Below are 21,849 nucleotides of genomic sequence, written 5' to 3'. Positions count from 1 at the left end.
TTGTGCCGGGAGGCGGCTTCGCCTTACCCGGCCTACAAAATCTAACGTTGGTGCGGCCTGGTGCCCTCACCCCGGTCCTCTCCCACAGGGAGAGGGAGAATACCCGGCAAAAAAGATCCCCACTCTCAGACCATTCCTGACAGTCTTCCATATTTCCTCCATTTTTCTGCCGTGTTGCCTGACTAAACTAGTATCATTCCCCGAAGTGTTTCAGGATGAGAACGTATAACGATGAAAGGCCGTAACAAATCCCGCTGGGCAATCGCCGCTGGCATCATTGTGGTGGCGATTGCTGCCGCCTGGTACTGGCACAGCCAATCCGCGAACTCCCCTGCACCCGCCGGTGCAAACAGCCCGTCACAGCGGCCAGCCGCCGCTGGCCGTCGGGGCATGCGCGGCGGTGCCTTAGCGCCCGTTCAGGCGGCGACGGCGGTCAGTAAGGCGGTACCTCGTTATCTTTCCGGGCTGGGGACGATTACCGCGGCAAACACCGCTACCGTTCGCAGCCGCGTCGACGGCCAGCTGATGGCGATCCACTTCCAGGAAGGCCAGCAGGTGAAGGCCGGGGATTTGCTGGCGGAAATCGATCCAAGCCAGTTTAAGGTCGCGCTCGCGCAGGCCCAGGGGCAGCTTGCAAAAGATAAAGCCACGCTCGCTAATGCCCGTCGAGATTTAGCGCGCTACCAGCAGCTGGTGAAAACCAACCTCGTGTCGCGTCAGGAGCTGGACACCCAGCAGTCGCTGGTAAGCGAAACGCAGGGCACCATTAAAGCCGACGAAGCCGCCGTCGCCAGCGCGCAGCTGCAGCTGGACTGGAGCCGCATCACCGCGCCAATCGACGGACGCGTGGGCCTGAAACAGGTTGATATCGGCAACCAGATCTCCAGCGGCGACACCACGGGCATCGTGGTCATCACCCAGACCCACCCGATTGATTTAGTCTTTACCCTGCCGGAAAGCGAAATTGCAACCGTGGTGCAGGCGCAAAAAGCCGGAAAGGGGCTGGTCGTCGAAGCCTGGGACCGCACCAACAAGCAGAAGCTGAGCGAAGGTACTCTGCTCAGCCTGGATAACCAGATCGACACCACTACCGGCACCATCAAGCTGAAGGCGCGCTTTAACAACCAGGACGATGCCCTCTTCCCGAACCAGTTCGTCAATGCGCGGATGCTGGTTGCGACCGAAGAAAACGCGGTCGTGATCCCAACGGCTGCGCTGCAGATGGGCAACGAAGGTAGCTTCGTCTGGGTGCTGAACAGCGATAATAAGGTCAGCAAGCATCTGGTGAAAACCGGGATTCAGGACAGCCAGACGGTAGCGATCGCCGCCGGGCTTTCCGCAGGCGACCGCGTGGTCACAGACGGCATCGACCGCCTGACCGAAGGGGCGAAGGTAGAAGTGGTTGAACCGGCGAAACAGGGAGCGAAAGCCTGATGCAGGTCATGCCGCCAGGCTCCACAGGTGGGCCGTCACGCCTGTTTATTATGCGCCCCGTTGCCACCACGCTGCTGATGGTGGCGATCCTGCTCGCCGGGATTATCGGCTACCGCTTCCTGCCCGTTTCGGCGCTGCCGGAGGTGGATTACCCTACCATTCAGGTGGTCACGCTTTACCCCGGTGCCAGCCCGGACGTGGTGACCTCCGCGATAACCGCCCCGCTGGAGCGCCAGTTCGGCCAGATGTCCGGCCTGAAGCAGATGTCCTCGCAAAGCTCCGGTGGGGCATCCGTCGTGACGCTTCAGTTCCAGCTGACGCTGTCGCTGGACGTTGCCGAGCAGGAGGTGCAGGCCGCCATCAACGCCGCCACCAACCTGCTGCCGTCCGACCTGCCTAACCCGCCGGTCTACAGCAAGGTGAACCCGGCGGACCCGCCGATCATGACGCTCGCCGTGACCTCGTCCGCCATGCCGATGACGCAGGTGGAAGACATGGTTGAAACCCGCGTGGCGCAGAAAATTTCTCAGGTGTCCGGCGTCGGTCTGGTCACGCTGGCGGGCGGGCAGCGCCCCGCCGTGCGCGTGAAGCTGAACGCGCAGGCCATTGCCGCGCTCGGGCTGACCAGTGAAACCGTCCGCACCGCCATCAGCAGCGCCAACGTTAACTCCGCAAAAGGCTCGCTGGACGGCCCAACCCGGGCGGTGACGCTCTCCGCGAACGACCAGATGCAGTCTGCTGACGAGTACCGCCAACTCATCATCGCCTACCAGAACGGCGCGCCGGTGCGTCTGGGCGACGTGGCCACCGTGGAGCAAGGGGCCGAAAACAGCTGGCTGGGCGCGTGGGCCAACAGGCAGCAGGCGATCGTGATGAACGTGCAGCGCCAGCCGGGCGCGAACATCATCGACACCGCCGACAGCATTCGCAGCATGCTGCCGCAGCTGATTGAAAGCCTGCCGAAATCGGTGAGCGTGAAGGTGCTCTCTGACCGCACCACCAACATTCGCGCCTCCGTCACCGACACCCAGTTCGAGCTGATGCTGGCGATCGCGCTGGTCGTCATGATCATTTACCTGTTCCTGCGCAACGTCCCGGCGACCATTATTCCCGCCGTCGCCGTGCCGCTCTCGCTGGTCGGCACCTTTGCGGTGATGGTGTTCCTCGACTTTTCGATCAACAACCTGACGCTGATGGCCCTGACCATCGCCACCGGGTTCGTGGTGGACGATGCCATCGTCGTTATCGAGAACATTTCGCGCTATATCGAGAAAGGCGAAAAGCCGTTAGCCGCCGCGCTGAAGGGCGCCGGGGAAATCGGCTTCACCATTATCTCGCTGACCTTCTCGCTGATCGCGGTGCTGATCCCGCTCCTGTTTATGGGCGATATCGTCGGGCGGCTGTTCCGCGAGTTTGCGGTCACGCTGGCGGTCGCCATTTTGATCTCCGCCATCGTCTCGCTGACGCTGACGCCAATGATGTGCGCCCGCATGCTGAGCGTTGAGTCTCTGCGCAAGCAGAACCGCTTCTCGCGCGCCTCCGAGCGGATGTTTGAGCGCATTATTGCCGCCTACGGCCGCGTGCTGGCGAAAGTCCTGAACCATCCGTGGGCCACCCTCGGCGTGGCGCTGGGGACGCTGGCCCTCAGCGTGATGCTGTGGATTTTCATTCCGAAAGGCTTCTTCCCGATTCAGGACAACGGCATTATTCAGGGTACGCTTCAGGCACCGCAGTCGGTTTCCTTCGCCAACATGGCGCAGCGCCAGCAGCAGGTCTCTGAAATCATCATGAAAGACCCGGCGGTGGAGAGCCTCACCTCCTACGTCGGCGTGGACGGCACCAACCCGTCGCTGAACAGCGCCCGCCTGCAAATCAACCTCAAGCCGCTGGATGACCGCGACGACCGCGTTAACGCCGTCATTGAGCGTCTGCAACACGCCGTCGATCGCGTGCCGGGGATTGAGCTTTACCTGCAGCCGACTCAGGATTTAACCATCGATACGCAGGTCAGCCGCACGCAGTATCAGTTTACGCTGCAGGCCACCACGCTTGAGGCGCTCAGCACCTGGGTGCCGCAGCTGGTGGACAAACTGCAAGGTCTGCCGCAGCTCGCGGACGTCAGCAGCGACTGGCAGGATAAGGGTCTGGCGGCCTACGTGAACGTCAACCGCGATACCGCAAGCCGTCTCGGCATTACGATGTCTGACGTGGATAACGCGCTGTACAACGCCTTCGGTCAGCGCCTGATCTCCACCATTTACACCCAGGCGAACCAGTATCGCGTGGTGCTGGAGCACAATACTGAAAACACCCCGGGGCTCGCCGCGCTGGACTCGGTGCGCCTGACCAGCAAAGACGGTGGCATTGTGCCGCTCAGCGCCATCGCCACCGTGGAGGAGCGCTTTACCCCGCTGTCGATTAACCATCTGGATCAGTTCCCGTCCACCACCATTTCGTTCAACGTGCCGGACGATTACTCGCTGGGCGAAGCCGTTGAGGCGATTCTTGCCGCCGAGAAAGATCTGAGCTTCCCGTCCGATATTCAGACCCAGTTCCAGGGCAGCACGCTGGCGTTCCAGGCCGCGCTGGGCAACACCGTCTGGCTGGTCGTGGCGGCGGTGGTGGCGATGTATATCGTGCTCGGGGTGCTGTACGAGAGCTTTATCCACCCCATCACGATCCTCTCCACCCTGCCAACGGCGGGCGTAGGGGCCCTGCTGGCGCTGATGCTGGCGGGGAGCGAACTGGACGTGATCGCGATTATCGGCATCATCCTGCTGATCGGCATCGTGAAGAAAAACGCCATCATGATGATCGACTTCGCCCTGGCCGCCGAGCGCGAGCAGGGGATGTCGCCGCGCGACGCTATCTTCCAGGCCTGTCTGCTGCGTTTCCGTCCGATCCTGATGACAACCCTCGCTGCCCTGCTTGGCGCACTGCCGCTGATGCTCAGCACCGGCGTCGGCGCGGAATTACGCCGCCCGCTGGGGATCGGCATGGTCGGCGGCCTGCTGGTCAGCCAGGTGCTGACGTTGTTCACCACGCCGGTGATCTACCTGCTGTTTGACCGCCTGGCGCTGTGGACCAAAAGCCGCTTCCCGAAGCGTGAAGAGGAGGCGTAGGTGAAGTTTTTTGCCCTCTTCATTTACCGCCCGGTGGCGACGATTTTAATTTCGCTCGCCATTACCCTCTGCGGCGTGCTCGGCTTCCGGCTGCTGCCGGTCGCCCCGCTGCCGCAGGTGGATTTCCCGGTGATCATGGTCAGCGCATCGCTGCCGGGCGCGTCGCCGGAAACCATGGCGTCGTCCGTCGCCACGCCGCTGGAACGCTCGCTCGGGCGCATTGCCGGGGTCAACGAGATGACCTCCAGCAGCTCGCTGGGCAGCACGCGCATCATTCTGGAATTCAACTTCGACCGCGACATTAACGGCGCGGCGCGCGACGTGCAGGCGGCGATTAACGCCGCGCAAAGCCTGCTGCCGAGCGGGATGCCGAGCCGCCCTACCTACCGCAAGGCCAACCCGTCCGACGCGCCGATCATGATCCTGACGCTCACCTCGGACACCTACTCCCAGGGGCAGCTGTACGACTTCGCCTCCACGCAGCTGGCGCAGACCATCGCCCAAATCGACGGCGTGGGTGACGTGAGCGTCGGCGGCAGCTCCCTGCCCGCCGTGCGCGTGGGCCTGAACCCGCAGGCGCTGTTTAATCAGGGCGTGTCGCTGGACGACGTGCGCACCGCCATCAGCAACGCCAACGTGCGCAGGCCGCAGGGGGCGATTGAGGACGGCAGCCACCGCTGGCAGCTCCAGACCAACGACGAACTGAAAACCGCCGCCGAATACCAGCCGCTGATTATCCACTACAACAACGGCGCGGCGGTGCGCCTGAGCGACGTAGCCAGCGTTACCGACTCGGTGCAGGACGTGCGTAACGCCGGGATGACCAACGCTAAGCCGGCCATCCTGCTGATGATCCGCAAGCTGCCGGAAGCCAACATCATTCAGACGGTGAACAGCATCCGCGAGCGCTTGCCGGAGCTACAGGAGACCATTCCGGCGGCCATCGATCTGCAGATTGCGCAGGATCGCTCCCCGACCATTCGCGCCTCGCTTGAGGAGGTAGAGCAAACGCTGATTATCTCCGTGGCGCTGGTGATCCTGGTGGTGTTCCTGTTCCTGCGCTCGGGCAGGGCGACGCTGATCCCTGCCGTTGCCGTGCCGGTTTCGCTGATCGGCACCTTTGCCGCCATGTACCTGTGCGGCTTTAGCCTCAACAACCTGTCGCTGATGGCCCTGACCATTGCGACGGGCTTCGTGGTGGATGATGCCATCGTGGTGCTGGAGAATATCTCCCGCCATCTGGAAGCGGGCATGAAGCCGCTGCAGGCGGCGCTTCAGGGGACGCGCGAGGTCGGTTTTACCGTGCTCTCCATGAGCCTGTCGCTGGTGGCGGTGTTCCTGCCGCTGCTGCTGATGGGCGGGCTGCCGGGCAGATTGCTGCGGGAATTTGCCGTCACGCTTTCCGTCGCTATCGGCATCTCGCTGGTTATCTCGCTCACGCTCACGCCGATGATGTGCGGCTGGATGCTCAAGCGCAGCAAGCCGCGCTCTCAGCCGCGCCGGAAGGGCTTCGGTCGTTTCCTGATGGCGATGCAGGAAAGCTACGGCAAATCGCTGAAGTGGGTACTGAACCACACGCGGCTGGTTGGGCTGGTGCTTATCGCCACCATTGGGCTGAACGTCTGGATGTACATTACCATCCCGAAAACCTTCTTCCCGGAGCAGGACACCGGCGTGCTGATGGGCGGCATTCAGGCCGACCAGAGCATTTCGTTCCAGGCGATGCGCGGCAAGCTGCAGGACTTTATGAAGATCATTCGTGAAGATCCGGCGGTGGATAACGTGACCGGCTTTACCGGCGGCTCGCGCGTCAACAGCGGGATGATGTTTATCACCCTCAAATCGCGCGGCGAGCGTGAGGAAACCGCGCAGCAGGTGATCGACCGCCTGCGCGTGAAGCTCGCCAAAGAGCCGGGGGCGAATCTGTTTTTGATGGCCGTTCAGGATATCCGCGTCGGCGGTCGTCAGGCCAACGCCAGCTATCAGTACACCCTGCTTTCGGATGATTTAGCCGCCCTGCGCGAGTGGGAGCCGAAGATCCGCAAAGCGCTGGCGGCCCTGCCGGAGCTGGCGGACGTCAACTCGGATCAGCAGGACAACGGCGCGGAGATGGCCCTCACCTACGATCGTGAAACCATGTCGCGGCTGGGCATTGACGTGGCCGCGGCCAACAGCCTGCTGAATAACGCCTTCGGCCAGCGTGAAATTTCCACCATCTACCAGCCGATGAACCAGTACAAGGTGGTGATGGAGGTTGACCCGCGCTATACCCAGGACATCAGCGCGCTGGACAAGATGTTTGTGATCAACAGCGACGGCAAAGCGATCCCGCTGTCGTACTTCGCCAGCTGGCAGCCGTCGAACGCGCCGCTCTCGGTGAACCATCAGGGGCTTTCCGCCGCCTCGACCGTGTCGTTCAACCTGCCAACCGGTTCGTCGCTCTCTGAGGCCAGCGATGCGATCAACCGCGCGATGACCCAGCTGGGCGTGCCGTCCACCGTGCGCGGCAGCTTTGCCGGTACCGCACAGGTATTCCAGGATACGATGAATTCACAGGTGATCCTGATTCTGGCAGCTATCGCAACGGTTTATATCGTGCTGGGCGTGCTGTATGAGAGCTACGTCCACCCGCTGACCATCCTCTCGACCCTGCCGTCGGCGGGCGTGGGCGCGCTGCTGGCGCTGGAGCTGTTCGGTGCCCCGTTTAGCCTCATCGCGCTTATCGGGATCATGCTGCTAATAGGCATTGTGAAGAAAAACGCGATCATGATGGTGGACTTCGCGCTGGACGCCCAGCGCAACGGCGACCTGACGCCGGAGGACGCTATCTTCCAGGCCTGCCTGCTGCGCTTTCGCCCGATCATGATGACCACGCTGGCGGCGCTGTTTGGCGCGCTGCCGCTGGTGATTTCCGGCGGTGATGGCTCCGAGCTGCGCCAGCCGCTGGGGATCACCATCGTCGGCGGGCTGGTGATGAGCCAGCTGCTGACGCTGTATACCACGCCGGTGGTCTATCTGTTCTTTGACCGCCTGCGGCTGCGTTTTTCACGTAAAAACAGAACCACGGTGACCGAGTAAATGACCGATCTTCCTGGTAACGTTCGCTGGCAGCTGTGGATAGTCGCGTTCGGCTTCTTCATGCAGTCGCTGGATACGACTATCGTCAATACCGCCCTCCCCTCAATGGCGAAAAGCCTGGGGGAGAGCCCGCTGCATATGCATATGGTGATTGTCTCCTACGTGCTGACGGTGGCGGTGATGCTGCCCGCCAGCGGCTGGCTGGCGGACAAAGTGGGCGTGCGGAACATCTTCTTTACCGCCATCGTGCTGTTTACCGCAGGCTCGCTGTTTTGCGCGCAGGCCAACACGCTCGACCAGCTGATCATGGCCCGCGTGCTGCAGGGCGTCGGCGGCGCGATGATGGTGCCGGTCGGGCGGCTAACGGTGATGAAGATCGTTCCGCGCGAGCAGTACATGGCGGCGATGACCTTCGTGACGCTTCCCGGCCAGGTGGGGCCGCTGCTGGGCCCGGCGCTGGGCGGCATTCTGGTGGAGTACGCCTCCTGGCACTGGATCTTCTTCATCAACCTGCCGGTCGGCATCGTCGGCGCCATCGCCACCCTGACGCTGATGCCGAACTACAAAATGCAAACGCGACGCTTTGATTTCGTCGGTTTTATCCTGCTGGCGGCCGGTATGGCGACGCTTACGCTGGCGCTCGACGGGCAGAAGGGGCTGGGGATTTCATCCCTGACGCTGGGCATTCTGGTTGCCCTCGGCATTACCGCCATTGCAGGGTATCTGTGGCACGCTCGCGGAAACGACAAGGCGCTGTTTAACCTTAATCTCTTTAAAAATCCTACCTACCGCCTTGGCCTGTTCGGCAGCTTTGCCGGGCGCATCGGCAGCGGCATGCTGCCGTTCATGACGCCCGTATTTTTGCAGATCGGCATGGGCTTCTCGCCGTTCCACGCGGGGCTGATGATGATCCCGATGGTGCTCGGCAGCATGGGGATGAAGCGCATCGTGGTGCAGGTGGTGAACCGCTTTGGCTATCGTCACGTGCTGGTCGCCGCCACGCTGGGGCTGGCGCTGGTCAGCCTGCTGTTTATGGCCGTGGCGCTGATGGGCTGGTACTACCTTCTCCCGCTGGTGCTGTTCTGCCAGGGGATCGTCAACTCGATGCGCTTCTCGTCGATGAACACCCTGACGCTGAAGGATCTGCCGGACGAGCTGGCGAGCAGCGGCAATAGCCTGCTGTCGATGATCATGCAGCTCTCCATGAGCGTGGGCGTGACCATTGCTGGGCTGCTGCTCGGCATGTACGGACAGCATCATCTCAGCGTCGACACGCCGGTCGCCCATCAGGTCTTTTTATACACCTATCTCAGCATGGCGGTGATTATCGCCCTGCCCGCTTTTATCTTTGCCCGGGTTCCGGATGATACCAGTAAGAACGTCGTGATCCGACGCGGCAAAAGGAGTGCACCATGAAATTCTGGCGTCCCGGCATTACCGGCAAGCTCTTTGTGGCGATATTTGCCACCTGTATCGTCCTGCTGATCACCATGCACTGGGCGGTGCGGGTCAGCTTTGAGCGCGGGTTTATTGACTACATCAAGCACGGCAACGAGCAGCGCCTGCAGGGCCTGAGCGATGCGCTGGGCGAGCAGTATACGCAGCACGGCAACTGGCGGTTTTTGCGCAATAACGATCGCTTCGTCTTTCAGATCCTGCGCTCGCTGGAGCACGACAATGACGACGACCGCCCGGGCCCCGGCATGCCGCCGCACGGCTGGCGCACCCAGTTTTGGGTGATCGATCAGGATATGCGCGTACTGGTTGGCCCACGCGCGCCGGTGCCGCCGGACGGCACGAAGCGCGCCATCGTCTCTAACGGAGCTACCGTGGGCTGGGTAATCGCCTCGCCGGTCGAGCGGCTGACGCGCAACACCGATATCAACTTTGACCGCCAGCAGCGCCAGACCAGCTGGCTGATTGTCGCCCTCTCGACGCTGCTCGCCGCGCTCGCCACCTTCCCGCTGGCGCGCGGCCTGCTGGCGCCGGTTAAGCGGCTGGTGGAAGGCACGCACAAGCTGGCCGCAGGCGATTTTTCCACCCGCGTCGACACCCGCAGCCAGGACGAGCTGGGCAAGCTGGCGCAGGACTTCAACCAGCTCGCCAGCACGCTGGAGAAGAACCAGCAGATGCGCCGCGACTTTATGGCCGATATTTCGCACGAGCTGCGCACCCCGCTGGCGGTGCTGCGCGGCGAGCTGGAGGCGATACAGGACGGTGTGCGCCAGTTCACCCCCGAGTCCGTGGCCTCGCTGCAGGCGGAAGTGGGCACGCTCACCAAGCTGGTGGACGACCTGCATCAGCTCTCCATGTCCGACGAAGGCGCGCTGGCCTACCAGAAGGCGCCGGTAGACGTCATCAATATTCTGGAAGTGATCAGCGGCGCGTTCCGCGAGCGCTTCGCCAGCCGCAACCTGACCATTGACCTCTCCCTGCCGGACAGCGCCGTGGTGTTTGGCGACAGGGACCGCCTGATGCAGCTGTTCAATAACCTGCTGGAGAACAGCCTGCGCTACACCGACAGCGGCGGCGGGCTGCATATTTCGGGCAGGCAGGAAAACGGGCGCTTCGCCCTCACCTTCGCGGACTCCGCCCCCGGCGTACAGGACACGCAGCTGGAGAGACTGTTTGAGCGCTTCTACCGCACCGAAGGGTCGCGCAATCGCGCCAGCGGCGGCTCCGGGCTGGGGCTGGCGATCTGCGTTAACATCGTCGAAGCCCACAACGGCACCCTTCGCGCCGCCCATTCGCCTTTTGGCGGGGTTAGCATTACAGTAGAGTTACCTCTGGAACGGGATTTATCGAGAGAAGCATGACCGAATTACCGATTGACGAAAACACGCCGCGCATTTTGATTGTGGAAGACGAGCCTAAGCTTGGGCAGCTGCTGATCGACTATCTACGCGCGGCCAGCTACGCCCCGTCGCTGATTAATCATGGCGATCGGGTATTGCCCTATGTGCGCCAGACGCCGCCGGATCTGATCCTGCTGGACCTGATGCTGCCGGGCACCGACGGCCTGACCCTGTGCCGGGAGATCCGTCGCTTTTCCGACGTGCCGATCGTCATGGTCACCGCAAAAATTGAAGAGATCGACCGCCTGCTGGGCCTCGAAATTGGCGCAGACGACTACATCTGCAAGCCGTACAGCCCGCGCGAGGTGGTGGCCCGCGTGAAGACCATTCTGCGCCGCTGCAGGCCGCAGCGCGAGCTGCAGGTGCTGGATGCCGAAAGCCCGCTGATTGTCGACGAAAGCCGCTTCCAGGCGAGCTGGCGGAGCAAGCTTTTGGATCTCACTCCTGCGGAGTTCCGCCTGCTGAAAACCCTCTCCCACGAGCCGGGAAAAGTGTTTTCCCGCGAACAGCTGCTGAACCACCTGTATGACGACTACCGCGTGGTCACCGACCGCACCATCGACAGCCACATCAAAAACCTGCGCCGCAAGCTGGAGGCGCTGGACGCCGACCAGTCGTTTATCCGCGCGGTGTACGGCGTGGGGTATCGCTGGGAAGCGGATGCGTGCAGGATCGCCTAATGAACCCCCCCCTCACCCTAACCCTCTCCCCAAAGGGGCGAGGGGACTAAAACACCCTCTCCCCTTTGGGGAGAGGGTAGGGTGAGGGGTAAGGACTCTTTACCTGTCTTCTCCGCAGCGCTACAATGCCCGCCCTTAAAGTGGGGGATCTCCCCTTACCGCTGCACCAGGTGCACGCGGATCTGACCTGTCATCAGAACGAGAACAAACATGTTTAAACCGGAACTCCTTTCCCCGGCGGGAACGCTGCAAAATATGCGTTACGCTTTCGCTTATGGTGCCGATGCGGTGTACGCGGGCCAGCCGCGCTACTCGCTGCGCGTGCGCAACAACGAATTCAACCACGAGAACCTGCAGCTCGGCATCAACGAAGCGCACGCCCTGGGCAAAAAATTCTACGTGGTGGTGAACATCGCGCCGCACAACGCCAAGCTTAAAACGTTCATTCGCGACCTGAAACCGGTGGTGGATATGGGGCCGGACGCGCTGATCATGTCGGACCCGGGTTTAATCATGCTGGTTCGGGAAAACTTCCCGGAGATGGATATTCACCTTTCCGTACAGGCCAACGCCGTCAACTGGGCGACGGTGAAGTTCTGGAAGCAGATGGGGCTCACCCGCGTCATTCTGTCTCGCGAACTGTCTCTGGAAGAGATCGAAGAGATCCGCACCCAGGTGCCGGATATGGAAATCGAGATTTTCGTCCACGGCGCGCTGTGCATGGCCTACTCCGGCCGTTGTCTGCTCTCTGGCTATATCAACAAGCGCGACCCGAACCAGGGCACCTGCACCAACGCCTGCCGCTGGGAATATAACGTTCAGGAAGGCAAAGAGGATGACGTGGGCAACATCGTGCACAAGCACGAGCCGATCCCGGTCACCAACGTCGAGCCAACGCTGGGCGTCGGCGCGCCAACCGACAGCGTGTTTATGATTGAAGAAGCCAAGCGTCCGGGCGAGTACATGACCGCCTTTGAAGACGAGCACGGCACCTACATCATGAACTCGAAAGACCTGCGCGCCATCGCGCACGTAGAGCGCCTGACGCAGATGGGCGTGCACTCGCTGAAAATCGAAGGCCGAACCAAGTCATACTACTACTGTGCCCGTACCGCGCAGGTGTACCGCAAGGCCATCGACGATGCCGCTGCCGGTAAACCGTTCGATACCACCCTGCTGGAAACCCTGGAAGGCCTGGCGCATCGCGGCTATACCGAAGGCTTCCTGCGTCGTCACACCCACGACGATTATCAGAACTACGAGCACGGCTACTCCATTTCTGAGCGCCAGCAGTTTGTCGGCGACTTCACCGGCGAGCGTAAAGGCGCGCTGGCGGCCGTGGCGGTGAAAAACAAATTCACCAAAGGCGACAGCCTGGAACTCATGACCCCACAGGGCAACATGAACTTCCGTCTGGAGCATCTGGAAAACAAAAAAGGTGAAGCGATCGACGTCGCGCCGGGCGACGGTCACGTCGTCTGGCTGCCGGTTCCTGAAGAAGTGGAGCTGGAGTTTGCGCTGCTGATGCGCAATTTTGAAGGCGAAAACACCCGTAATCCGCACGGTAAATAGTCAATCAACGGGATTTTTTCACGGTGGGATAATTCTTAGAATCGGATCACATACCGCTTCGTTCAATACGGGTATTATCCCCCCGCTGAAAAACATAACCCATAAATGCTAGCTGTACCAGGAACCACCTCCTTAGCCTGCGTAATCTCCCTTACGCGGGCTTATTTTTTGCCTTTCATCCTGTTCTTACCCGCTTTTTACTTCTCTGGGATACACTCTTTCTAAAGCAAAAAAAGGGAGCAACCCGGATGGCAACCTATCCAGACAGTTTATTGATTCTCAATGGCAAAAGCGCGGGCAACGATGTGCTTCGCCAGGCCATTACCGATTTACGGGAAGACGGCGCGCGCATACACGTGCGGGTGACGTTTGAAAAAGGCGACGCGGCGCGTTATATCGATGAAGGTATACGCCTGGGCGTCGGGACCATTATTTCCGGCGGCGGCGACGGGACCATCAACGAGATCGCCAGCGCGCTGATTGAGCTTGATCCGGCAGTGCGCCCGGTGATGGGTATTTTACCGCTCGGCACCGCCAATGATTTTGCCACCAGCGCCGGTATTCCGGAGGACCTGGGGAAAGCGCTGCAGCTGGCGATCCTCGGTAAAGCAACCGCCGTTGATATTGCGCAGGTGAATGATAAAACCTGTTTTATCAATATGGCGACGGGCGGCTTCGGTACGCGCATTACCAGCGAAACGCCGGAAAAGCTGAAGGCGGCGCTGGGCGGCGTGTCGTATCTGATCCACGGCCTGATGCGCATGGATACCCTGAAACCCGACCGCTGCGAAATCAACGGTGAAAACTTCCACTGGCAGGGCGACGCGCTGGTGATTGGCATCGGCAACGGGCGTCAGGCGGGCGGCGGGCAGCAGCTTTGCCCCGAGGCGCTGATTAACGACGGTCAGCTCCAGCTGCGCATTTTCACCGGCGACGGGCTGCTGCCCGCGCTGTTCACCACCCTCACCCAGCCGGAAGAAAGCCCAAACATCATTGACGGGAAATCCGCGTGGTTTGAGGTGATCGCCCCGCACGGCATGACCTTTAACCTTGATGGCGAACCGCTGAGCGGAGAGAAATTCCGCATTGAGGTTGTTCCGGGCGCGCTGCAGTGCAGGCTGCCGCCGGACTGTCAGCTCTTGCGCTGAGGTTTTGTCGGGTGGCGGCTACGTTTTTCTCCCTCTCCCTGTGGGAGAGGGCCGGGGTGAGGGCACCAAACCGCACAACCCTAATAAATCGCCACCTCCCGCGCCATCTCGCGCGAATACTGCTGGCTGGCATTGACCAGCATCCGCGTATAGTCGGTTTTGGCCTGCCCGGCGACCAGCGCGTCGACGGTCAGGCTTTCGAGGATTTTACCGTACTGCATCACCGCCACCTTCTGGCACAGGTGGGCAATCACGCCCAGATCGTGCGTCACCATCAGGTAGGTCAGATTCGACTCGCGCTGAAGCTCCGCCAGCAGGTTGAGGATTTCCGCCTGCACGGAGACGTCCAGCGCCGAGGTCGGCTCGTCCAGCAGCAGCACCTGCGGCTCCAGAATTAACGCCCGGGCAATCGCCACGCGCTGGCGCTGGCCGCCGGAAAGCTGGTGCGGATAGCGATCGCGAAACGCCCGGTTCAGCCCCACCTTGTCCAGCAAGGTATAAATGCGCCGCTCCCGATCGCCGATGCCGTGGATCTGCAGCGGCTCCTCCAGAATATCCCCGATGGTGTGGCGCGGATGCAGCGAGCCGTACGGGTCCTGAAACACCATCTGCACCCGACGGCACCGTTCCCGGCTAATGCGCTTTTCCAGCGGCCTGCCGTCAATGGAAAGCTCGCCGTCCCAGTGGGTAAACAGCCCGGCCAGGCATTTGAGCACCGTGGTTTTGCCCGAACCGGACTCTCCCACCAGGCCATAAATCTCGCCCTCCTTCACGCTGATGTTTACGTCATCCAGCACCTGATTGCGCTTCTCGCCCTCGCCGAACGCCAGGTTGAGGTGGTTAATCTCGATCATCTTTGCTCCTTAGTCGGTGAGCCAGCTGGCCTGACGCTGTAATACCGGCAGCGTCGGGCGGCGATGGTTGATTTCCGGCAGCGCGCTGATTAACCCCTGCGTGTACGGATGCTTCGCGTTGTGCAGGTCTTTCGCGGCAATGGACTCCACCACGCGCCCGGCGTACATCACCAGCACCCGATCGCAGAAGCTGCGCACCAGGCTGATGTCGTGGCTGATAAAGATCAGCCCGAGCCCGCGGGACTGCACCAGGTCGTCGAGCAGTCCGAGCACCTGTAAACGCACCGACACGTCCAGCGCCGAGGTCGGTTCGTCGGCAATCACCAGCTCCGGCTCAGCGATCAGCATCATCGCAATCATGATGCGCTGCCCCTGCCCGCCGGAAATCTCGTGCGGATAGAGGTGATACACCCGCTCGGGCTGGCGAATGCGCACGACGTCGAGCATCTCCAGCACTTTGGCCCTGGCTTCGGCCCTGCGCCCCGGATGATGCGTCAGCCAGGCTTCAGCAATCTGATCGCCCACGCAGACCACCGGGTTGAGCGAGTATTTCGGGTCCTGCATGATCATCGAGATACGCTTGCCGCGAATGCCGCGCATCTGCGCCTCGCTGACGGCCTGTAAATCGACGTCGCCAAACTGCATCCGCGCGGCGTTGATTTGCGCTTTGGCCGGATGCAGGCGCAGCAGCGCCCGCCCGACGGTAGATTTGCCGGAGCCGGACTCGCCGACGATCGCCAGCTTTTCGCGTCCAAGCTGGAAGGAGACGCCGCGCACCGCGTGGGTGACCGCGCCGCCGTTGATGAAATCGACGTGGAGATCGCGCACGTCGAGCAGAGGGTTATTCGCTGCGAGGATCGAGGATGTCACGGAGGCCATCTCCTAAGAAGTTGAACGCCAGGCTGTTGATCAGGATCGCCAGCCCCGGAATAGTCACTACCCACCAGCACTCCATCATGTAGGTGCGGCCGCTTGAGATCATCGCGCCCCACTCCGGCTCCGGCGGCTGGGCGCCGAGGCCGAGGAAGCCCAGCCCGGCGGCGGTGAGAATGATGCCCGCCATGTTCATGGTGATGCGGATAATCACCGACGGCAGGCACAGCGGCACGATGTGGCGCCACAGCACGCGGGCCGGTGACGCCCCCTGCAGGCGCACGGCGGAGATAAAATCGGCCTGTCGCAGGGAGAGCGTTTCGGCGCGCGCCAGACGGGCGATCGGCGGCCAGGCGGTGAGCGTAATCGCTATCACTACGTGCTCCAGCCCGGGACCGAGCGCCGCCACAAACGCCAGCGCCAGCACCAGGCTCGGGAAGGAGATAAAGATATCGGTCACGCGCATCAGCACAGCATCCACCTTGCCGCCAAAATAGCCTGCGGTGACGCCCAGCAGCAGCCCCAGCGGCCCGACGGTCACGGAGACCAGCAGCACGATATAGAGCGTGATGCGCGAGCCGTACACCAGGCGGCTGAAGATGTCGCGGCCAAACTCGTCGGTGCCGAACCAGTGCCGCGCGTTCGGGGCGGCGAGCGCGTTGCTAAGGTCCTGAACCAGCGGGTTGTACGGGGCAATCAGCGGCGCAAAGGCCGCCACGATCAGCAGCAGCAGGATAATCCCGCCGCCGATGGCGGTGAGCGGGTTGCGCGCCATCTTGCCGACAAAACCGGCGGCGCGGCCCAGCGCGCGCCTGATACGCTGGCGGCTTTCGGACGGCCCTGCCCCCAGCGGCGTATCCAGAGAAACGGTCATGATTTCGTCCTCGGGTCAAAGAGTTGATACAGCATGTCGGAGAGCAGGTTGAGCATCACGAAGATAACCCCCACCAGCAGCACGCAGCCCATCACCGCGTTCATATCCCCGAGCAGCAGGCTGCCGGTGAGATACGAGCCGAAGCCCGGCCAGGAGAAGACGGTCTCGATCAGCACTGCCCCTTCCAGCAGCGAGCCGTAGGCCAGCGCCACCACCGTCAGCAGCTGCACGAGGATGTTGCGAAACGCGTGGTTCCAGATCACCTGACGTTCGGTCAGGCCTTTCACCCGCGCGGTGATGATGAACTCCTGCAACAGCTGCGCCAGCATAAAGCTGCGGGTCATGCGGCTGATGTAGGCCAGCGAGTGGAAGCCAAGCAGCGAAGCGGGCAGCACCAGATGGTTAACGGCGTTCCAGAACACCGCGCCGTTCCCGGCCAGCAGCGCATCCACCGTCATCAGCCCGGTGCGCCGCGGGACTAAGCCCTCCAGCCCCAGATCCAGACGCCCTGCGCCTCCCACCCAGCCAAGCCAGGCGTAGAACAGCAGCAGCCCCATCATCCCGACCCAAAAGATCGGCGTCGAGTAGCCCGCCAGGCTGATGATCCGTACCACGTAGTCGGAAACGCTGTTACGCCGCGCCGCCGCCAGCACGCCGAGCGGAATGCCCAGGCCCGCGCCGACGATAATCGCCATCGTCGCCAGCTCCAGCGTCGCCGGGAAGACGCGCAGGATATCGGCGGTCACCGGTTTGCCCGTCAGCAGCGCGTTGCCCAGATCGCCGTGCAGAAGGTTGCTAAGGTAAATGCCGAACTGCGTCAGCAGCGATTTATCGAACCCCAGCTGGTGATACACCTGCTGGTAGGTGCCGTGGTCGGCATCCGGGCCGACGATCGCCAGCACCGGGTCGACGGGCATCACGCGGCCAATGAAAAAGGTCAGCAGCAGCAGGCCGAACAGCGTTACCAGCACCTGCGTCAGCCGCTTTGAGAAGCGCCGGGTCCGGGAGCCGGGAGAGAGGATCGCCACGCTCATTTTTCACCTCCGGTTTTGTAGACGTCGCGCAGGAAAGTGGTGGCCGACGGGTGCGACTGGAAGTTCTTCACCTCGTTACGCACCACCACCGAATCGACCATCTGCGACAGGGGGATCATCGCCGGGATCAGTTCGTCGTAGCGCACCTGGATCTGCTGGTACTCGGCAATCTGTTTCTTCGGATCGCGCTCCAGCAGGGCCTTGTCGATCATCTCGTTAAGCGGCTTATCGTAAAAGCTGGTGCGCCAGCCCTGGAAGTTGGTTAGACGCGCTTCGTCGCTGTTGTCCGGGTTGTAGACCAGCGCGCGCAGGCTGGAGTGCGGGTGCGGCTCTACCCCGCTGCCGCCGCGCCCGACCAGCATGTCGAACCTGCGTTCGCGCATCGCGCCGTAAATCTGGTTCCCGGTGCCGGTGATGATTTTGGCGTTGATCCCCGCCTGCATCATCGTCGACTGCACGGCGATAGCGATGTTGAGGAACGGCTGATCCGCCAGCACCCGCAGGGTGGTATCAAACCCGTCCGGGTAGCCCGCCTCCGCCAGCAGCTTTTTGGCGCGCGGGATATCGAGCCTGTAGCCCGGGTCCGGTAGCGTGGAGGGCATTCCGGCTTTAATCGGGCGCTGGTGCAGCACGCCGTAGCCCGGCATCAGGGCGTTGTTGATGCCCTGATAGTCAATCAGGTAGCGCACCGCCTCGCGCACCTTCGGGTTGGCAAAATGGGCCTCCTTCATGCTCATCGCCACGTAGTAGACCGTGCCCTTTTGCACGGCCTCGACGGTAAGCTGCGGGTCCTTGCGCAGGGCGTTGATGTCCGCCACCGCCATGTTGTTGGCAACGTCGAGGTCGCCCTTTTCAATCATCAGGCGCAGGGTTTGCGACTCCTGGAAATGGCGCAGCACCACGCGGCTCATCTTCGGCGTTTCCCGCCAGTAGTGCGGGTTGCGCTGCATGCGCAGCACGTCTTTCGCCTGCCAGGTTTCCAGCATAAACGGCCCGGAACCGGCTTCGTTGGTGGTCAGCCAGCGGTTGCCCCAGTCGTTGTTGACCGCGTGCTGCTGCACCGTTTTGCTGTCGAGCACGCCGAGGTTGCCGAGCGCGCCAAGGGAGTAGATCACCAGTTGCGGGTCGTTGGCTTTGGGCAGGACAATCTGCACCGTATACGCATCCGGGGCGCTGATTTGGCTATCGATATTTTTCTTTGAAAACCCGTAGGATTTCCACACCGAGGCCTGCGCCAGGTTGAGGTGCAGCAGGCGGCGCATCGACCAGACCACGTCCTCCGCCGTCAGCGGATTACCGGAATGGAACGTTACGTCATTGCGCAGGTGGAAGGTCAGGGTTTGACGGTCCGGAGAAATATCCCAGGACGTCGCCAGCGCGGGCCTGACGTGGGTGAGTTCGTTCGGGTCAAGCTCCACCAGCGAGTCGTAGAGATTGACCACAATACCGACCACCTCGTTACCGGTCATCGCTGCCGGATCGAGGGTCAGAAGGTTGTTCATATTCATGCCGATGATGAGCTGGTCGGGCGGCGTTTTTGCGTATGCCGCACCGCTCCCCATCATCAGCGAGAGCGCGAGCAGGCACGCCCCGGCTAAAGGAGATCGTTTCATGTATATATCGCCTGTAGGGTACGTTTTTATCTGTCAGTCGTGGCTGACGGTATTGGCTTCGATATATGCAAAATTAATGTCTTCGCCCAGTCCCGGGCGGGTCGGCAGGCTGACCATGCCGTGCTCGTCCATCGGGTCGACCAGGCTGTTGAGGTAGGCCGCCGGCTGGTCGTAGTCGAGGAACGGATGCAGCAGGCCGCGCTCGTACCAGCGGCAGTTTTTGATGGCGCCAATCACCGCCAGGCTCGCCGCACCGTTGCCGTGCACTTCGCAGTCCATGCCAAATGACTCCGCCAGGTTCGCCACCTTCAGCGTCGGTGAAATGCCGCCCACGCCGTTTGCCCCCGCACGCAGGATGTCGCACGCTCCGGCTTTGATCCAGTCCGCGCGGCTGTGATGCTTTCCGCCCAGGCTTTCCGGCCCGATAATCGGGATCGACAGGTTTTCCGCCAGCCAGGCGTAGGAGGCCATGCTCTCCTCTTCCATTGGCTCTTCGAACCAGGCGAAGTTGAGTTTCTCCAGCTCTTTGCCGATGTACAGCGCCTCGGTGCGGCTGTACCAGTGGTAGCCGTCGATCATGAGATCGATATCCGGGCCCACCGCCTCACGCACGGCGGCACAGGCCTTGACGTCCATCTTCGGATTGGGCGCAAAGGAGACGGGCGGCATCCAGGTGTGCAGCTTGATGGCCTTATAGCCACGCGCCACCAGCGTCTCGGCAAAGCTGGCGTACTCGTCCGGCGTGGATAAGCCACCGGGCAGATCGTCCCCGCACATGGTGCTGCCGTAGGCCGGAACCGTGTCGCGGTAGCCGCCCAGCAGCTTCCAGACCGGCATATTGAGCTTGCGGCCAATCAGATCCCACAGCGCCTGTTCGACGAAGCCCAGCGCGCGCTCGGTCAGCTGATGCGCGCTGCCCCGCTGCCAGTGCGCCAGATCCTGCCAGATGCGCTCGCGGTTGAACGCGTCCTGGCCGACCAGCACTTTGCGAAAGAAGGTGTTGACCACAAAGGGGCGCACCACTTCCGGCGGCGCGAAGGAGTATCCGCGGGTGCCATCCTCTGCCGTGATGGTCAGCATCGCCATTTTGGCCATGCTTTCCGGCCCCGGATGCGAATGCCCGGCGGCGTCAGAAACCCGGCGCGTCGGATACTGAAAGACGGTGACGTTTACAGATTCAATTTTCATTATCGGTCCTTAACACTACGGAGGTTCAGCGCAACGTTCATTTTGAAAAGCTGTTTCGAAATAAACTTTAAGCGCAAAATTCATCCGCTGCCTTAGACAAATTCCGCTAAGCGCCGACCATTTTTTGTGCATATGCACGGTAAGAAGTGACAGTTTTCACAAAAGGGAGGGGAAGTGTGAGGTGGATCGGGAGAAATAAAATGCGGTATTTATTGCCCCTCACCCCGACCCTCTCCCGGAGGGAGAGGGAGCAAACCATCCCCTCTCCCCTGCGGGGAGAGGGTTAGGGTGAGGGGGACATGTCTTAAGCAATCGTCACTTTACTGTCCAGATACACATCCTGAACCGCATTAATCAGCTTCACGCCGTCGGCCATGGTTTTCTTAAACGCCTTACGGCCCAGAATCAGCCCCATGCCGCCCGCACGTTTGTTGATCACCGCCGTGCGCACCGCGTCGGACAGGTCGGTATCGCCGCCTGCCGCCCCGCCGGAGTTAATCAGACCCGCGCGCCCCATGTAGCAGTTCGCCAGCTGGTAACGCACCAGATCGATCGGGTTTTCGCTGGTCAGCTTGCTGTACACGCGATCGTCGGTGTAGCCAAAGTTCACCGCCTTATAGCCGCCGTTGTTTTCGGCCATTTTCTGCTTCACGATATCCGCGCCGATGGTCGCCGCCAGGTGGTTCGCCTGGCCGGTCAGATCGGCTGACACGTGGTAATCCACGCCGTCTTTCTTGAACGCGTTGTTACGCAGGTAAGCCCAAAGCACCGTCACCATCCCCAGCTCGTGCGCGCGCTCGAACGCCGCAGAGATCTCTTCAATCTGACGACGCGACTGCTCGGAGCCGAAATAGATGGTCGCTCCCACCGCCACCGCGCCCATGTTGAACGCCTGCTCCACGCTGGCGTACAGGGTCTGGTCATATTCGGTCGGGTAGCTCAGGGTTTCGTTGTGGTTAAGCTTAACGAGGAACGGAATGCGGTGGGCGTAGCGGCGGGAAACGGAGGCCAGCACGCCGTAGGTAGACGCAACGCAGTTACAGCCCGCCTCAATCGCCAGTTCAACAATGTTCTTCGGATCAAAATAGAGCGGGTTGGCCGCGAACGATGCGCCAGCAGAGTGCTCAACGCCCTGGTCAACCGGCAGAATCGATAGGTAGCCCGTGCCGGCCAGTCGTCCGGTATTGTAAAGCGTCTGCATGTTTCGCAGCACGGCAGGCGGACGGTTGTTATCCATCATCACGCGGTCTACGTAATCGTGGCCGGGCAGGTAAAGCTGGTCGGCTGGAATGGTCATACAACGATGCTGTAAAAGGCTGTCGGCGTCTTTGCCAAGCAACTGCGCAATATCAGTCATAGTGATGCTCCCGTAAGTCCGACGAGAAGTCGGAGCGTGTAATCCAAACCTACAAATTGCAGGCAGACTAAGCCTGGTACCGACTTAACAGATTTTCCACCGTCTGCAACTTTTTTAAGCACAATCTGCTGGCTCGTTTCATGTACAACAATTTTGTTACACTGATC

Annotated in this window: 15 protein-coding genes; 8 read left to right on the top strand and 7 right to left on the bottom strand. The window is 61.5% G+C overall.

Features of this window, described 5'->3' with window-relative positions; all coding sequences use genetic code 11:
* Positions 1-231: 231 nt before the first annotated feature.
* The 8 genes from E0L20_RS17340 to yegS all read left to right on the top strand — a co-directional run bounded on the left by E0L20_RS17340 (position 232) and on the right by yegS (position 13,889).
* Complete coding sequence (locus tag E0L20_RS17340; RefSeq protein WP_131635037.1) at positions 232-1,434, top strand: MdtA/MuxA family multidrug efflux RND transporter periplasmic adaptor subunit; 1,203 nt, start codon at positions 232-234, stop codon at positions 1,432-1,434.
* On the top strand, positions 1,434-4,556 hold the full coding sequence (locus E0L20_RS17335; RefSeq protein ID WP_131635036.1) for an MdtB/MuxB family multidrug efflux RND transporter permease subunit: 3,123 nt from the start codon (positions 1,434-1,436) through the stop codon (positions 4,554-4,556). Before E0L20_RS17340 ends, E0L20_RS17335 begins: the two co-directional genes overlap by 1 nt.
* Positions 4,557-7,634, top strand: coding sequence for a multidrug efflux RND transporter permease subunit MdtC (gene mdtC, locus E0L20_RS17330; RefSeq protein WP_131635035.1), 3,078 nt, complete (start codon positions 4,557-4,559; stop codon positions 7,632-7,634).
* Positions 7,635-9,050: an MFS transporter gene (mdtD, locus tag E0L20_RS17325; RefSeq protein WP_131635034.1), complete on the top strand. Its 1,416-nt coding sequence runs from the start codon at positions 7,635-7,637 to the stop codon at positions 9,048-9,050.
* Entirely contained in the window at positions 9,047-10,450 is a 1,404-nt protein-coding gene (baeS, locus tag E0L20_RS17320; protein WP_131635033.1) for an envelope stress sensor histidine kinase BaeS, read from the top strand. Before mdtD ends, baeS begins: the two co-directional genes overlap by 4 nt.
* A complete protein-coding gene (gene baeR, locus E0L20_RS17315) occupies positions 10,447-11,169 on the top strand; it encodes an envelope stress response regulator BaeR (protein WP_131635032.1) in 723 nt (240 codons plus the stop codon). Before baeS ends, baeR begins: the two co-directional genes overlap by 4 nt.
* Positions 11,170-11,379: 210 nt before the next feature.
* Positions 11,380-12,741 carry a prephenate-dependent tRNA uridine(34) hydroxylase TrhP gene (gene trhP, locus E0L20_RS17310; RefSeq protein ID WP_131635031.1) on the top strand — a complete coding sequence of 454 codons (1,362 nt, stop codon included), beginning with the start codon at positions 11,380-11,382 and terminating at the stop codon, positions 12,739-12,741.
* Between the two features lie 248 nt (positions 12,742-12,989).
* Positions 12,990-13,889, top strand: coding sequence for a lipid kinase YegS (gene yegS, locus E0L20_RS17300; protein WP_131635030.1), 900 nt, complete (start codon positions 12,990-12,992; stop codon positions 13,887-13,889).
* Between the two features lie 80 nt (positions 13,890-13,969).
* Here yegS and E0L20_RS17295 read toward each other — a convergent pair whose 3' ends face one another.
* From E0L20_RS17295 to fbaB, 7 genes are all read right to left on the bottom strand, one after another.
* Entirely contained in the window at positions 13,970-14,743 is a 774-nt protein-coding gene (locus E0L20_RS17295; protein ID WP_131635029.1) for an ABC transporter ATP-binding protein, read from the bottom strand.
* 9 nt (positions 14,744-14,752) lie between these two features.
* On the bottom strand, positions 14,753-15,613 hold the full coding sequence (locus E0L20_RS17290; RefSeq protein WP_131635028.1) for an ABC transporter ATP-binding protein: 861 nt from the start codon (positions 15,611-15,613) through the stop codon (positions 14,753-14,755).
* The gene (locus tag E0L20_RS17285) at positions 15,585-16,490 is read right to left on the bottom strand and encodes an ABC transporter permease (RefSeq protein ID WP_131635027.1); all 906 of its coding nucleotides are present in this window, start codon (positions 16,488-16,490) and stop codon (positions 15,585-15,587) included. Before E0L20_RS17285 ends, E0L20_RS17290 begins: the two co-directional genes overlap by 29 nt.
* Positions 16,487-17,524 (bottom strand): ABC transporter permease, encoded by a 1,038-nt coding sequence (locus tag E0L20_RS17280; protein ID WP_131635026.1) that lies wholly within the window; start codon positions 17,522-17,524, stop codon positions 16,487-16,489. Before E0L20_RS17280 ends, E0L20_RS17285 begins: the two co-directional genes overlap by 4 nt.
* Entirely contained in the window at positions 17,521-19,137 is a 1,617-nt protein-coding gene (locus tag E0L20_RS17275) for an ABC transporter substrate-binding protein (protein WP_131635025.1), read from the bottom strand. The genes E0L20_RS17280 and E0L20_RS17275 overlap by 4 nt, the downstream gene beginning before the upstream one ends.
* 33 nt (positions 19,138-19,170) lie before the next feature.
* Positions 19,171-20,325 (bottom strand): mandelate racemase family protein, encoded by a 1,155-nt coding sequence (locus tag E0L20_RS17270; RefSeq protein ID WP_131635024.1) that lies wholly within the window; start codon positions 20,323-20,325, stop codon positions 19,171-19,173.
* A gap of 304 nt (positions 20,326-20,629) precedes the next feature.
* On the bottom strand, positions 20,630-21,682 hold the full coding sequence (gene fbaB / locus E0L20_RS17265) for a class I fructose-bisphosphate aldolase (RefSeq protein WP_131635023.1): 1,053 nt from the start codon (positions 21,680-21,682) through the stop codon (positions 20,630-20,632).
* Positions 21,683-21,849 lie beyond the last annotated feature (167 nt).

Origin of the sequence: Enterobacter wuhouensis, assembly GCF_004331265.1 — a bacterium.
GTDB classification, from domain to species: domain Bacteria; phylum Pseudomonadota; class Gammaproteobacteria; order Enterobacterales; family Enterobacteriaceae; genus Enterobacter; species Enterobacter wuhouensis.
The sequence above is the reverse complement of the archived record's forward strand: the minus strand, read 5'-3'. Positions and strand labels throughout refer to the sequence as shown.